Raw genomic sequence first — 14,862 nt, forward strand, 5'->3', positions numbered from 1 at the left:
GTTTTGGTTTATTGCTTCTGTGAAAAGGAGTGTGAATTGGGAGGGGCGAAGTTGGCATGGCCGCCAGGTCAGCCTCAACGTCCGGCCCGGCTTGAAGATGATCCACGCTCCCTCCAGGGTTGGCTGCTCGACATTGGCGGTGATCTGAAGGTCAGGGGTGCGGCCGTGGATAGGGGTAAGGGAAGGGGAAAGACGGAGTCGATGGGGCGTAATCGTACCGCGACGATCCGCTCAACGAACGACCGAAGGAGGTACGTCCATTGGATCTCGATGGGCTGTAGCCCGAGATGGACGGGTGCATCAAACTTCCGAAGTCTGTCGGCCGGGTCACGTCGCTCGTGACGGTCGGGCGGTTGCGTTCCTGGCTCGGCACCGGTTGATTCTCAGAGCCAGTGCGACCCATCAGTTCTCTGACCTTTTGCTTTTCCCGTTCGATGGCTGCCATCAGGGCTGCATGCTCGTCTTTGCCGGACTCGCGCACCGGCAAAATGTCTTTCACATAGGCGGTATGGCCGGGGAACTGCGACTTGATGAGGTCGAGCCAGTGGCTGACGGCTTGGTGGTCGTACTGCCCCTTGGCGAGGTCGTAGACTTGATACTGGAACGACTGGATCGGGCGAGTGTGATTATACCAGAAGGCGACCTTGTACCCTGACTGAGGGTGAGGGGCCACCACCTCCGGCTTCGAGGCCCCTGCCGGTTGTGCCAAAGCGAGCGAGGTCACCAATCCTTGGATGACGAAAACACTAACCATCGTCAACCGCGTCATGGCTCTGCCTCCCCCAAGTTAAGGATTTCCAGGTGTCCCCTTATGTTGATTTTACACGAGCCCGAACGTGGTGGGATACGGGCTGTCGGCTCAGTGTCTGTAGACGGCCAGGACGATCTCCATGGCGATGAGCAAGATCACGATGATTTCCAGGGTTTCCATGCGGATCACGCCCGATTGCTGAACGAGCAGATCATAGACGTCCCCCACCGTGTCGAGCTTGCGGCGGATCGACTCTTGCCAGCCACGAAGGTGGAAGCGGGTTGAGGCAAGGTCGAAGACACGAGAGAGGTACTGGTCGCCGATCAGCTTGAGTGCGTTGTCGGCCCGCTCGAACAGGCTGGTGGCCTCGATCTCGAGCTCGCGGACGTTGCGCATCGCTGCGCCATGCATTCGCCAGGAAGGGGGAGCCCAGCGTTCGCGCTGGCCGGTGCCGATCAGCTTGTAGGCGGCTTCGAGCCTGTCGTCAAGGCGGTCGTCGATGTGGCGGAACTCGAGGAGCTGGACGTTGGCGAACTCGATGACCTGCAAGGTATCGGCGCAGTCGCGGTCGGCGACGAACCCGGCTGCCCAGTCGAGCGTGACCAGGTCGGTCGGCGTGTACGAGATGCTTAGCCGGTTTGCCTCGGCGACTTCTCCTGTGCTCAACGGGTCGGGTTCGAGCCGGACGAGTCTGGCGATCCAATCGGCATGGTCGGCGACCCAATCGATGGGGGCGTTGTCGATCTGGAAGACAATGTATTCCTCGCAGAGCTCGCTGACCTCAAGGCCGGTGATCGCCGGGCGGAGCCGGTCGATCAACGGAGTCACGACCCGCCGGGCGGCCTCGTTCAACGGGGCGGGATCGGCGAGTTCGCCTGCTAATGTCAGGATTTCTTCAGGCGACATCCGGATCGGGAATTGCACGGTAAGCGACAGGGCACCGAAGTCGAACACGGATAACTCGGCGCGGGGCGGGTGAAGGGTTGTTCTCCCGCCGGGCAGGACGATCCCGCCGGGGTCGATCGCCACGCGCAAGGGGGCGGGACGGTAGCGGATCGATTCCGGGGTCCGCCTGCGTCGGGCGAGCGGACCGGATTCTCCCGGCAGGAGGGCGCGGGCGGCTTCGAGGTCGATCTCGTAGCCGATGTCAAAAGCGACGGCCAGGTGGATTGTGACGTCGAGTAATTCCATGGGATCTCATGACAATGCATCGAGAAAAATGGTCAATCACTCATCCCGAAGGCCATCATCCAGGATGAGACAGCTTCGGGCCTTGACGATCAAGTGGACGTCGGAGCCAGGGGCAAGCGCCAGGGCGGTAACAGCCGGCGCAACCACGCTCACGATCCAGGTGATCGCCCCGGTGTGGACGAGGACCTCGGCCTCGGAGCCGTGAGCCACGATGCGATCGACCGTGCCGTGGATCACGTTGCGGGCGCTCAGCCCTTCGATCGGACCCTTGGCGAGCAAGACCTCATCACCACGGATCTCCACCGCCAGGCTGGTCCCGAGGGGCCGATCGTGAAAAGGGGCGACCAGGATCGGGCCGTCGATCAGGCGGAGCCGCGTTTCCCCCCCGCCCTCGGTATGGGACTCGACCCGCGCCCGGAAGATGTTACGGACCCCTTCGAGCCGGCCCGAAGGGCCCAAGCCCGAGGCGGCCAGCACGTCGAGCGGCGGCCCTCGATCGACGATCCGCCCCTGCGAGATTAGAAAGAGACGCGACCCCAGCGCGATCGCCTCGACCGGGCTGTGGGTGACGTAGAGGATCGGGATCGCCTCGGCTTGCTGGACGGTCCGCAGCCGTTCGATCAAGGCGTGGCGACTTGCGAGGTCCAGCGCCGAGACCGGCTCGTCGCAGAGCAAGAGCCGAGGGCGCGGGGCCAGGGCCCGCGCCAGGCCGACCCGCTGGCGCTCGCCGCCGGAGAGCGTCGCCGTTCGCCGCTCGAGGAGGTGGCTCACCCCGCAGAAGGCCGCGACCTCTTCCATGCGGGCCTTCGCCTGATTGAGCGGTTCGCCTTTCAGGCCGAACTGGATGTTGGCCGCGACGTTGAGGTGGGGGAAGAGAAGGTCGTCCTGGAAAATCATCCCGATCCGGCGCTCGCGCAACGGGATGTTGACCTTCGATTCATGATCGAACAGCACGGTCTCGCCAAGCTGGATCCTGCCGCGATCGGGGCGCTCCAGGCCGGCAATTAGGCGAAGCAAGGTGGTCTTGCCCGCCCCGGAGGTGCCGAAGACGACCCCGCATTCGCGGCTCAAGCCAAGCTCCACGTCGAGCGTCAAGTCGGCATGGATTCGCCGCGTGAGCCGGAGCTCGAGGGTGTCGGTCGCGCTCAACGCCTTCGCTCCGGTGTGGGCAAGGTCCACTGGACGAGCAGAAGCGATGCGATCGAGATCGCTGATACGCAAAAGGTCAGGCGGGCGGCCCGGGCGGCATGGGCCGCGTCGGGGATCTGCACCGCGTCGTAGATCGCCAGCGAGGCCGTCTGGGTGAGGCCGGGGATGTCGCCGGCCACCATCAGGGTCGCGCCGAAGTCGCCCAGGGCGCGTGCGAACGCAAGGATGGCGCCGGCTGCCAGGCCGCGCCAGGCCAACGGGAGCGTGACCGAGGTGAAGACGGAAAGCTCGCGCCGACCGAGCAGCCGGGCCGCGTCCTCGAGCGCGGGGTCAACTCCCTCGAACGCCCCCCGGGCCGGTAGCAGGAAGAGCGGGAACGCGGCCACCACGGAGGCGAGTACGGCCCCCGACCAGTGAAAGACGATCGTCACCCCCCAGGTTCGCTCGAGCCAGGCCCCGAACCAGGCGCGGCGGCCGAGAAGTTGGAGCAGGTAATAGCCGAGGACCGTCGGTGGCATCACGAGCGGCAGGACCAGGAAGCCCGCGATCAGCCCTTTGCCAAGGAACCGGCCTCGTGCCAGCACCAATGCGACGGGGACCCCGAGCGCGACGATCGCGAGCGTGGCCAGCGTCGCAACCCGCAGCGAGAGCCAGAGTGGGGCCAATTCGTCAGGACTCACGGTGTTCTCGCAATCGAATCCCCTCGCCTCAGTCACTACAGCAGACCGTGAATTGAATAATAAATTGTTGATATTTATTATTATAATTGCTTGTGTGGGAGAGCTTCTGTCGATCCTTGGGCCTTCAGTCAGGCCGATTACCTGGCAAGAAGCTTCACTCGATCATCGGCGAGAGGCGTCTAACAAGCCAGCCTTTGAGGCCGCTTTGGCTCCGGCCAGGGGGCTGGCAAACCCTGCGTCTTTCAGGATTGCTTGCCCCTCGTCGCCCAGGACAAACTCGGTGAATGTCCCGGCATCCTTGGTCCGCTCGGTGCGAGCCACGATGCCCAAGGCCTGGATAATCGGATCGTAGAGGCTTGGCTCAACGTCAACGACGCGGATTTCGGGGAGATTCGCGAGTGCCCGGCCGACCAGGCCGGCCTCGGTGTTCCCCGACTGGACGAACTGGAGGGCCTGGCGAACGGACTCGGCCTGGACGATCTTGGGTTCGAGTTTCGACCAGAGGCCCGACCGCTCCAGCGCTTGCTTCCCGGCCGCTCCGTACGGTGCGGTCTCGGGGTTGGCCAACGCGATTTTCTTGATCTCGGGCTTTGCCAGGTCCGCGAGGCTCTCGATCGCTCCCCCCGACTCGCGATGGACTGCCAGCACGAGCGACCCTTGGGCGTAGGGGTGAATGGAATCAGGCTGGATGAACCCGCCAGCGGCAAGTTTCTGAACGAACGACTGGTTCGCTGCAAGGTAGACGTCGAACGGTGCGCCCGCCTTGATCTGTTCGGCCAGCATGCCCGACGAGCCGAACGTCAAGGTAAGCTCGACCTTGGTCTGCTCGGTGAACCGTTTGGCGAGGATGGGAAGCACGGTCTGGAGATCGCTGGCAGCGGCGATCCGCAAGGGTTCGTGGGCTGGCCCCTGCCCTTTCGGCTCGGCAGGCGAATGACAACCACCGCAGACGAGTACGATTGCCAGGCCAACAATCCACGAGGAACTGGAAAGGGGCCGGGTCATGGCGGCGGCGTCCTATTATAATGAGCCATTCGCGTCGGCGGTCCAGGCCATTGCGGACAACATGCCGATTGGATCATCATCGTAGGACCCCGATGGTCCCGCCGTCAACTCGCCTGCGATTGCGGTGCGGGGGTGTGATCGGTTAAGACGGAATGGTCCCCCAGGGAGGACCGAAGTCGTCTCAGGAGCATAGAATTCACGATGAAGACCGAGCAGTTTCTCCGCCATCATGGGATCGACGGCAACCCGTTCAGCGAGGAAGACGCGCAAACCGATACCGTCTTCAAGCGGCGTTGCATGGCGACGATTCACCATCCGGCCTGGGACAAATTCTTCGGCAGTCCGGCCGACCCGTCGACGGCGCTCGTCTTCGGTGAAAAGGGGAGCGGTAAGACGGCGCTTCGGCTTCAAGCGACGGCCGAGATGGACGCCTACAATCAACAGCACCCCGACGGGCGCGTCTTCGTCATTTCTTATGACGATTTCAACCCCTACCTCGACCATTTCAAGACGGCCGTCCGCGCCAAAGACACCGCACAAGCCCTGACGCGCTGGCGGCTCCAAGACCATATGGACGCCATCCTCGCACAGGGGGTGACCCAACTGGTTGACGCCCTGACGGCGAACCGGGTTGACCTCTCGGCTCTGAGCCTGGATCAGCGCCGCGACTTGCTCCTCCTGGCCGCGTTTTATGATCAATCGACGGGCGAGCCGATCGAACGCCGCTGGAGCCGACTACGGCGTCGGTCGGGCTTTCGTCCCTTATGGAGCCGGCGCGACCTGCAGATCGGCTTCGGCACGACCCTGCTCGTCATCGGTCTGATCGCCTTGTTTCCGATGATGCGGAGCATGACGGTTTTGCCCTGGTTGCTGGTCCCGATCGTGCTGGGCTGGCTCTACTGGGGATGGCGAATCGCCCGCGCGGAATGGTTCGCGAGCGACATCCGCAAGGGCCTCCGCGTGCTCAGCCGCGACCCCGCCGCCCTGCGCTGGGAACTGCTCTGGTTCAAGCCGAGCGAGCTGAGCGGGCAGCCCATGCCCACGGCCTCGGGGACCGGCGGCGAGGAACGCTACGAGCTGCTCCGCAAGTTCCAGGGGGTCCTGAAAACGCTGGGCTATTCCGGGATCGTCGTCCTGATCGATCGGGTGGACGAGCCGCAGCAGGTCGAGGGGGATCCGCGCAAGATGCGGGCCCTGATCTGGCCGCTCCTGGATCACAAATTCCTCCGCCATCCCGGCCTGGGGGTCAAGCTGCTCCTGCCGATCGAGCTAGCCTATTACCTTGAAAAGGAAGACAAGGAGTTCTACGACCGGGCCCGTCCCGACAAGTTGAACCTGGTCAAGCCGCTGCGCTGGACTGGTCCTTCGCTCTACGACCTCGCCGGTGATCGCCTTCGCGCCTGCGCGATCGGGTCAGCCTCGGGTGCGCCGACCAACGGCGAAGGGCCAAGGCTTCGCCAGTTGATCGATGAGGCGATCAGCGACGATACGCTCAAAGACTCACTCGGCAACCTGCGCACCCCTCGCCAACTCTTCAAGTTTCTCCATCGCCTGGTGCAAGAGCACTGTCACCGCCACACCGAGGATGCCCCGAAGTGGTCGGTGGACGCGGACACCTTCCGCACGACCTATTCGGCACATCTTCGTGAGCTCGATGCGTTTGACCGTGGCTATGGCCACGGCTGAGCAAGGTAAGCCAGGCAAAAGCAGAACCAAAAGGGGCCGGATCCCTCGACGTTGTTCGAGTGCGATCCGGCCTTTCTTTTGTGTTCGTCGTTGCCGTGATGCAGCGGCCTCGGGTTCGCTCAGGAGGGGCGTTTCATGGAGAACAGGTCGGTTGTCCGGCTGTAGTCATCTCCACCCAACCGGCTGATCGTGCGCAGTTTGCGGGGATCGACACGACCCGAAGGGGCGAGCATGCGGTCGTCGATATGAATGACCACGACCTCGCCGATGACCAGGTTCGCGGAGAGCGGGCCGTCGCCGACGGGGATGATCTGGCGGACGATGCACTCGAGGTTCACCGGTGCCTCGGCGATGCGCGGGACACGCACCTTGAGCGAAGGGAGTAACGAGAGACCCGTGAGCTCGACCTCGCTGGTGCCGTGGGGCAACTCCTTGGAGGAGAGGTTGACCTGCTCGGCCAGCGACTCGACGGCGGCGTTGAGGACGAACTCTCTGGTGGCCTCGACGTTGAGGAGCGAATCCTTCTTCGAGCCGTCGCGGCGAAGCAACGGGGAGAAGATGACGACAGGCGGGTTGGCGCCGAACGCATTGAAGAAGCTGAACGGCGCAAGGTTGACTCGCCCTTCGCGGTCGAGCGAGGTGACCCATGCGATCGGCCGAGGTGTGACCACATCAACGAGCATGTGGTACGACTCGAGCACGCCCGCTTTGGAGACGTCGATCAGCATGGAGGGCCGCCTTAGGATTCCAGCCAACTGAACGGGTACTTGGGATCGTCCAGCCCGGCGGCCTGCCGCGTCAAGGATAGGGACTGAGCGGTATCCACCATCACGGCCAGCTCGTCGGTGCGCGTCTGATCGCGGCTTGCGACGATCGTCCCCGGGTGCGGCCCGTGTGGGATTCCGCGCGGATGCAAGGTCAGCGAGCCCTCTTCGACCCCTCGCCGGCTGCCGAACCGGCCACGGACATAGTACAGGACCTCGTCGGCCTCTACATTGGAGTGGGCGTACGGCACCTTGATCGCTTCGGGGTGAGTGTCGAGCATCCGTGGGGCGAACGTGCAGACGACGAACCCAGGGGCCTCGAACGTCTGCTGGACGGGGGGCGGCTGGTGCACTGTGCCGGTGATCGGCTCGAAGTCGTCGGCGTTGAACGTATACGGGTAGAGCATGCCGTCCCAGCCGATCACGTCGAACGGGTGATGCGCCAGCGTGTAGCGCGTCAGACGGCGGCCATCCTTGATCAGGACGGTCGTTTCCTCCTCGCGGTCGATGGGATCGCCCAGGCGCGGGCCGTGCAGGTCGCGCTCGCCGTAGGGCGCGCCCAGGCGGAGCTGACCGTCGAGGCTGAGGTATCTCGGTGGAATCGTCAAGTGGCCGGTGGACTCGATCACGAGCAGGTCGAGAGGTTCCACGGGGTCGGTCTCGACCATGTATGTGGTGCAGCGGGGAATGACCACATAGTCGAACGGCCGGAAGGGGAGCGGGCCAAACATCGTGTGCAGCGTTCCCCTGCCTTGGTGCACGAACAGGACCTCGTCCGCGCCGGCGTTGCGGTAGAGCTCGGCTTGCCGGTTGGCGGGCCGGCAGCGGGCCAGGGTGAGGTCGGCGTTTACCAGGAGCGGAACTCGTCCCGTGACCGGGTCGCCGGAAGGATCGAGTCCCCATGACCGAAGGTGATGATGGCGCAGGGCGGGCTCGTCGGCGAGCTCCAGCGGAATGGTTCCTGCCGGCTCGACCTTGCGCACCCGAGTCGGCGGCTTCAGGTGATAGGCAATGCTGTAGGCCCGGCCGAAGCCGGCGACCGTGATCACTTCCTCGTAAGCGATCCCTTCGCCGCCGAAGCCCGGTTCGTGGCGGTGCGCGATGTGCCGCTTGCGCGGGACTGAGCCGAGCCGGAGATAGGGAGGCATGGGTTCACCGTTTGGATGATTCGAGGGAACGGGTGAAACGCCGCGCGGAAGCTATCTGACAACGCCTCTCTTCTTTGATGTTGAGGCGAGCGAAATTGCTCTCAAGGGGGGTGTTCGACAACCCGGTTGCGGAGCGTCCCGAGCCGTTCCACGGTGAGCTCGACCACGTCACCCGGCTTGAGCCAGCCGCCGACGGCTTCGGGCGTGAGCTCGAGGATGCAGCCGGTGCCGACTGTGCCCGAGCCGAGGACGTCGCCCGGGCGGAGGGTGACGTCACGGCTGGCGTGGGCGAGCAGTTGCGGCCAGGTCCAGTACATCGAACCGGCGTTCCCATGAGAGAGAATTCGGTGGTTGACGGCGGCAGTCATCTCCAGGTGGAGGCGGCCGTCGCGATATTGGTCGGAAAGCTCGTCGAGCGTGACGAGGTCGGGGCCGAGCGAGGTGGCGAAGTCCTTTCCTTTGCTCGGTCCGAGGCCGACAGCCATCTCGAGGCGCTGGAGGTCGCGGGCACTCCAATCGTTCATGATGGTGAACCCGGCCACGACCTCCATCGCCCGGTCGTCGGCGGGGAGGTCGCGGCACTCCGTTCCGATCAGGCAGGCCAGCTCCAGCTCATAGTCGAGGGCCCGGCTTCCCTTCGGGGCGAAGACTTCAGCCTCGTGGCCGATGACGCTGGCGGGGTTCGAGAAATAGAAGACGGGAACCTCGTACCACTCCGGCGCCATGGCGAGCCCACGGTGGCCACGGCACGTTTTCACGTGCTGCTCGAAGGCATAGAAGTCGCGAATACTGGCGACGGGCGGCAACGGGTGGCGCATGGTTAGAGCGTCCCCCGCCGCGCCTGGTCACGCTCGATCGCCTCGAACAGGGCCTGGAAGTTGCCTTTGCCAAAGCTCCGGGCACCGTGGCGCTGGATGATCTCGAAGAAGAGGGTCGGACGGTCCTCGACCGGCTTGGTAAAGATCTGGAGCAAGTAGCCTTCGTCGTCGCGGTCGACGAGAATCCCCAACTCGGCGAGCACTTGCAGGTCTTCGTCGATCGGGCCGACCCGGTCCGGGAGTGTCTCGTAATAGGTCGAGGGGACTTTCAGGAACGACACGTCATTGGCGGCCATGGCGCGCACGCTGGAGACGATGTCCTCCGTCGCCAGGGCGATGTGCTGCACCCCTGGTCCGTTGTGGAACATGAGGTATTCCTCGATCTGCGATCGCCGTCGCCCTCGGGCCGGCTCGTTGATCGGGAACTTGATCCGCCCCTGGCCGTCGGACACGACCTTCGACATCAAGGCTGAGTACTCGGTGCGGATGTCCTTGTCATCGAACGAGACCAGCAGATTGAACCCGAGGACCCGCGCGTAGAAATCGACCCACTCCCCCATCTTCCCTTCCTCGACGTTGGCGACGATGTGGTCGATCGCCTCGAGGCCGACAGGGTGAAACGTGCGGGGGCTGTATCGGTCCGGGTCGAGCGGTTCGAACCCAGGGGCGAAGACGCCACGGTAGCGGCCTCGATCGACGAACGTGTGTGACGTGTCACCATAGGTCCGGATCCTGGCGAACTCGTAGAGGCCGTTGCGGTCCTCCAGCAGGGTCGGTGGCGTCAGGCCCTTCGCCCCTCGCGCCAGCGCCGTCTCGTAGGCGGCCGACACGTCGTCGACCTCGAGCGCGATCGACTCGACACCGTCGCCGTGGGCGACGAGCCGGGCGTTCTCGGGGTAATCGGCGCGGAGGGGCGAGGAGAGCACGAACGTGATCTCCCCCTGGCGAAGCACATAGCTCGCCTGGTCGCGCACGCCGGTCTCCAACCCCGCGTAGGCGACGACGTCGAAGCCGAAGGCGTTGCGGTAGAAATAGGCCGACTGGCGCGCGTTGCCGACGACCATGCGGACGTGATCGATCCGCTTCAGCACGATATCGGACAGCGGCATATCTATCGTCCTCCGGTCGGACTCCCTACGGAACGACGAGGTGGATTCCTCGATTCCTATTCCCAAATACGACCGGGCCGACTGGACCGGTCGGTGGAATTTGGAAAAACGCATGTTCTTGGGATCAGTTGGCAATGCCAGTTGTCCGGTCCATCTCCAGCCCGTCCCAGAACATTGCGACGGCCTCGAGTGCTCCGCGCGCACCCTCGAAGAATCGGTGGCGATCGAAGTCAGGGGCGAAGAACACGTCTTCAAGTTCCTCCATGACGTGCCCGGCATGCTGAGCTTCGACGCGGTTATGCCAGGTGAAGAAGGCGAGGCGGAGGTGGGGGATCCTTGTTTGCTTGATGTGCATCAAGCCGTCCTCCAACTCCTGCCAGAACCCGGCCGCCGCCCAGTTCTCGACCGCGAAGCTGGCCCCGCAAGAGATTTGCCCATCCTCGCTGCCATAGAGGTGCTGCAACTCATTGCAGAAGTGGAGCGTGTACGGCTGCCCGTGTTTCCGTTGGCCCATATCATCGTAGGTGAGCCCGAGTCCCTGGCCGACCGCAAGGAGCCATTCGAAATGCGCGGCACGAAACCGGAAGGTCCCGCCGTCGACCGTTCCCTCGGTGCTGACCAGCTCGGGGTCCCCCTCTCGATCCTTGCCCTCGTCATCGACGTGCTCCGTTCGATGTTCGCCCCGATCGGGCCGGTGGTAGATGACACCGAGCTCATTCATGAGGATCTCTTTGGCGGCCCGCGCTTGCTGGAGCGTTGGCGCGTGGATGACCCTCAGAAGGGCGGCGACCAGGAACTGGTTCGAGAAGACCGAGAACTGGCGGATGAAGTGGCGCAGTTCGGCGTCGGTCGCCTCGCCGTGCTGGAACCAGCGGGTATAGGCGTTGGAGGTGATGACCCGGTGGTGAAAGAGGTCACGATCGACCTCTTCGAGGAACTCCTTGTAACTGTCGACCTGACGGGGCGTCAACTCGCCGCGCTGAAGGCGGCCTTCGATCCGTTCGGAAATTGCCAGGTGATCGACGTGTGCTGCGGTAGACATGATGGCCTCCTCGTGCGAAGTCCGAGGCGAGGAAGATACGCGACCATCATTTATTATACGCCCGATCGACTCCAGGTCACCGGGGGTAGCCAGTGGCCAAGCCCCCGATTCGCAGCTTTCGAAGGCGAGTCATGCTTGTGCAAAAAATCACGAACTTGACGCATGTCCCGTTGTCAGACGGACGGGCTATGGGGCGTTTGGGAGGACTGGGGAGCCAGATGCGGCTGCCTCCTTGGGGCAAGCTGCTGGCCTGGGAGACACGATGCCTTTGGTGGCTTGCATGTCTCCCTGACGGTCCGGTCAAGGAACGACCTGTGGGGTAAGTTGGATTGGCAGAGGCGCGGCGATTGCCTCGGATTGGAGCGCGGCGGACATCCACCCATTTGATCTTTGGCCCCTCTGGTGACGAGTCTCCACACTCACCATGTACGGAGCCGAAGGATCTTTCCCTTCCCCCCTGGGACCGCGGGCGCCCCGCCCGTAATTCTATTGATTTGAATTTGAATGGAATTGAAGAGCGGGCGGGGCGCCGCGGTCCCAGGGAATTCCATTCAAGAGTGGGCGGGGCGATGCGATACGTGTTTTATTTAAAAAATATGAATTTCTTTTTGTTTGTCATCGTTTCGTTTGGCCTCTGAGGCGATTCGGAGCAAGTCGGGCAAGACGCGGCCAAGGGCGACCGGCTCGGACGTTTCGCGGCCGAGTGAGAAATAGAGCGAGCGGAAGTGGGCGAAGAGCTCGTTGCCGTGGGTTACGCTTCTCGGGTCGGGTTCGACGGTGAGATAGGGAGAGCAGAGCGCCGATTGGGCTTCGTCGACGGTTGAGAACGTACCGGCGGCAAGGAAGGCGAAGATGGCCGAGCCGAGGCTGGTCGTGTCGCCTGTCGGTATGAGGATCGGGACGTTGAGCGCGTTGGCATAAATCCGATTGATCACGGAACTCTTGCGCGGGACGCCGCCGGTATTGATCATGCGACGGACCGGGATACCGTACTCGGCCATCCGCTTGAGGATGATCCGGGTGTGGAAGGCGGTCCCTTCCATGGCGGCGAAGAGGTCGTCGGCGGCGGTGTGCGCCAGGTTCCAGCCGAAGGTTGCGCCGCGGAGGTGAGGGTTGGCCAGGACGTTGCGATCGCCGTTATCCCAGGTCATTCGCAGGAGGCCGGTCTGGCCCGTTCGATAGTCGTTGATGGCGCGGGAGAGTTCGCCGAGGTCCGTCCCTGCGCGTCGGGCGATGGCCTCGAAGATGTCCCCGCCGGCCGAGAGTCCGGCCTCGATCCCGGTGTAGGCGGGATGAATGGAGCCTGGGACGACGCCGGCGACCCCTGGGATCAGGTCGGGACGTTCGCTGATGGCCATGACGCAGGTCGACGTGCCGATCACGTTGACGACGTCCCCGAGGCGGACACCCGCGCCGATGGCGTCCCAGTGGGCGTCGAGCGCGCCGACCGGGATCGGGATGCCGGGCCGTAAGCCGAGGATTTTCGCCCAGGCCGGCGTCAGCGTCCCGGCAAGGGTGTCGGACCGGGCGTAGCGTCCATCCAACTTATCGCGGACCCCGGCGAGGAGTGGGTCGACGGCAGACAGAAACGAGTCGCTGGGGAGGCCGCCGAGCGATTCATTCCACATCCACTTGTGCCCCATCGCGCAGACGCTGCGAGGGACTTTGTGCGGGTCGGTGATGCCGCAGAGGACGGCCGTCGCCAGGTCGCAGTGCTCCAGGGCCGTGACGAAGCGTGACCGCGTCTCAGGGTGGCTTCGGAGCCAATGCAAGAGCTTGGCGAAGCCCCACTCGCACGAGTAGGAGCCGCCGCACCAGTCGATCGCCTCGAGGCCCAGTTCATGAGCCGCCCGGGTGATCTGGTCGGCTTCACGCCATGCGCGGTGATCGCACCAGAGGTAATAGTCGTCGAGCGGCTCGAGATTCTCACCCACGGGGACGACCGTCGAGCCGGTCGTATCGATGGCCAATGCCTCGATCTTGGTGCCATCGACTTCCGCCGAGGCGATCGCCTGTTTCATCGCCGCCACGAGCGCATTCATGTGGTCGGCGTGGCTCTGCGAGGCGTGCTCGGGGTCATCCCCGCGACGATGCAAGGGATAGGGCCCGGTTCCGGTGCCGAGCCTTCCTTTGACGCTGTCGAAGAGGGAGACGCGAACGCTGAGCGTACCGAAGTCGATGCCGGCAACGATGCTCACAGATCCTCCGAGGTCGACAGAGAAATTGGGGTCGGTTTGTCGTTGGGAAGCGTGAGGAAGAGGGTCAACACCGCGCTCAGCATGTAGAGGCCGGCGAAGATCCACATGACTCCCCCCACGCCCAAGGGGGTCAGAAAGACGGCCACGATCGCAGGGCCGACCCAGACGCTCGCACCGGCTCCCAGATTCAGGATCGACATCGCCGCCCCTTTGTTCTCGGGCGCAAGCGATGGCATCAAGGCGGAGAGCGGCACGTACCCGGCCAGGGTCGCCCCGTAGAGGATCCCGGCGAGGACCGTCAACGGGTAGTTCGCCCCGAGCGCATGCGGTGTGTAGTAGAGCATAAGCGTCGTGATAGCCGAGCCGACTCCGCCGCAAAGGGCCACGGTCCGTCTCCAGCCGAACTTATCGCCGATGATCCCGAAGAGCAAGTTCCAGATGATGTTACTCAGGAAGATCGCGCTGAGGAGGCGAAGCCACTGCCCCTCGCTGAAGCCGATCGTCTTGGTGAAATAGAGCGGCAAGAAGACGAGGAAGCCGAACTGGGGGGCCGTGTTGATCACCCGCACGATGCAGCCGATCGCGGTCTTCGGCTTGCGCCAGGCAATCGAGACGCTCGAGATCAGAGTGCTCAACGGTTTCTCATCCGGGGGCGCAAGCCGCTGTCTTCCCGTCGGCTCACGTAGCCCGATCAAGGCGATCAGACCGCCGAGGACGACGAGCCCCAGCGAGGCCCAGAGCGTTGCGTAGTGGCCGATGATCGGAATCGAATAGCTGGCGAAGAGCGACCCGAGGGTGGGCAGCCCCCCGGTGAAGGCAAACCAGAACCAGCCGACGGCCGTCCCCAGCCGCGCCGGGGGCGTGGCTGCCGTGACCCAGACGAGGAAACCGAAGGCGAATAAGGGATAGCCGAATCCTCGCAGAGCGAAGGTTGTCAGCAAATGAAGATAACTCGCAGGCGCAACCCCGAACACGAGGAAGGCGACCTCGAAGATGATCCAGATGACCAGGCCGATCCCCATGACCTGGCGCGGTCCCCAGAGATCGGACAGAGCGCCCGAGAGCCAAGCGGCGATGGCGGCGGTCAGGCCGTAGACCGTAAAAATCAGCGCCACACGCTCTTTGGAAAGGCCTCGCTCGACCAGATAGCTTGAGAGAAAGCCCGATTCCACACCATCGCCGATCATGAAGAGTAAGAGTCCGACATAGCCCCAGAATAAGGGGGGATAAATGCCGATTTGGTCGATGAACGAGGTGCGTGTCGCGCTCGCATCTTGGGTGAGCTGCATTGAGGCGGTCTCCCGTTGTAATCGCTGGTCGA

General features: G+C 63.7%; 12 protein-coding genes and 1 pseudogene. 1 reads left to right on the top strand and 12 read right to left on the bottom strand.

Annotated features, from left to right (window positions below; all coding sequences use genetic code 11):
* Positions 1-151: 151 nt before the first annotated feature.
* The 5 genes from SINAC_RS05185 to modA all read right to left on the bottom strand — a co-directional run bounded on the left by SINAC_RS05185 (position 152) and on the right by modA (position 4,776).
* Positions 152-769: a hypothetical protein gene (locus SINAC_RS05185; protein ID WP_015244635.1), complete on the bottom strand. Its 618-nt coding sequence runs from the start codon at positions 767-769 to the stop codon at positions 152-154.
* A gap of 90 nt (positions 770-859) precedes the next feature.
* Positions 860-1,942 (bottom strand): RMD1 family protein, encoded by a 1,083-nt coding sequence (locus tag SINAC_RS05190; protein ID WP_015244636.1) that lies wholly within the window; start codon positions 1,940-1,942, stop codon positions 860-862.
* 36 nt (positions 1,943-1,978) lie between these two features.
* Positions 1,979-3,091: a molybdenum ABC transporter ATP-binding protein gene (locus tag SINAC_RS05195; protein ID WP_015244637.1), complete on the bottom strand. Its 1,113-nt coding sequence runs from the start codon at positions 3,089-3,091 to the stop codon at positions 1,979-1,981.
* A complete protein-coding gene (gene modB, locus SINAC_RS05200) occupies positions 3,088-3,771 on the bottom strand; it encodes a molybdate ABC transporter permease subunit (RefSeq protein ID WP_015244638.1) in 684 nt (227 codons plus the stop codon). The genes SINAC_RS05195 and modB overlap by 4 nt, the downstream gene beginning before the upstream one ends.
* 162 nt (positions 3,772-3,933) lie before the next feature.
* Positions 3,934-4,776, bottom strand: coding sequence for a molybdate ABC transporter substrate-binding protein (gene modA / locus SINAC_RS05205; RefSeq protein WP_015244639.1), 843 nt, complete (start codon positions 4,774-4,776; stop codon positions 3,934-3,936).
* Positions 4,777-4,977: 201 nt separating this feature from the next.
* On the opposite strand from modA, the gene SINAC_RS05210 reads away from it, so the two are divergent.
* Entirely contained in the window at positions 4,978-6,462 is a 1,485-nt protein-coding gene (locus SINAC_RS05210) for a hypothetical protein (protein ID WP_015244640.1), read from the top strand.
* A gap of 119 nt (positions 6,463-6,581) precedes the next feature.
* On the opposite strand, the gene SINAC_RS05215 is transcribed toward SINAC_RS05210, so the two are convergent.
* The 7 genes and pseudogenes from SINAC_RS05215 to SINAC_RS05245 form a co-directional block, all read right to left on the bottom strand.
* Complete coding sequence (locus tag SINAC_RS05215) at positions 6,582-7,190, bottom strand: flavin reductase family protein (protein WP_015244641.1); 609 nt, start codon at positions 7,188-7,190, stop codon at positions 6,582-6,584.
* Positions 7,191-7,201: 11 nt separating this feature from the next.
* A complete protein-coding gene (locus tag SINAC_RS05220; RefSeq protein WP_015244642.1) occupies positions 7,202-8,374 on the bottom strand; it encodes a homogentisate 1,2-dioxygenase in 1,173 nt (390 codons plus the stop codon).
* Positions 8,375-8,475: 101 nt separating this feature from the next.
* Positions 8,476-9,180 (bottom strand): annotated as a pseudogene (locus SINAC_RS05225) (fumarylacetoacetate hydrolase family protein); the annotation flags it as partial.
* Positions 9,181-9,194: 14 nt separating this feature from the next.
* Positions 9,195-10,301, bottom strand: a complete 1,107-nt coding sequence (hppD, locus tag SINAC_RS05230; protein ID WP_015244644.1) for a 4-hydroxyphenylpyruvate dioxygenase — start codon at positions 10,299-10,301, stop codon at positions 9,195-9,197.
* 124 nt (positions 10,302-10,425) lie between these two features.
* Positions 10,426-11,343: a hypothetical protein gene (locus tag SINAC_RS05235; RefSeq protein ID WP_015244645.1), complete on the bottom strand. Its 918-nt coding sequence runs from the start codon at positions 11,341-11,343 to the stop codon at positions 10,426-10,428.
* A gap of 587 nt (positions 11,344-11,930) precedes the next feature.
* The gene (locus tag SINAC_RS05240) at positions 11,931-13,541 is read right to left on the bottom strand and encodes a ribulokinase (protein WP_015244646.1); all 1,611 of its coding nucleotides are present in this window, start codon (positions 13,539-13,541) and stop codon (positions 11,931-11,933) included.
* Positions 13,538-14,830 (bottom strand): MFS transporter, encoded by a 1,293-nt coding sequence (locus SINAC_RS05245; RefSeq protein WP_015244647.1) that lies wholly within the window; start codon positions 14,828-14,830, stop codon positions 13,538-13,540. The genes SINAC_RS05240 and SINAC_RS05245 overlap by 4 nt, the downstream gene beginning before the upstream one ends.
* Positions 14,831-14,862 lie beyond the last annotated feature (32 nt).

This window comes from Singulisphaera acidiphila DSM 18658 (genome assembly GCF_000242455.2).
Taxonomy (GTDB): Bacteria; Planctomycetota; Planctomycetia; order Isosphaerales; family Isosphaeraceae; genus Singulisphaera; species Singulisphaera acidiphila.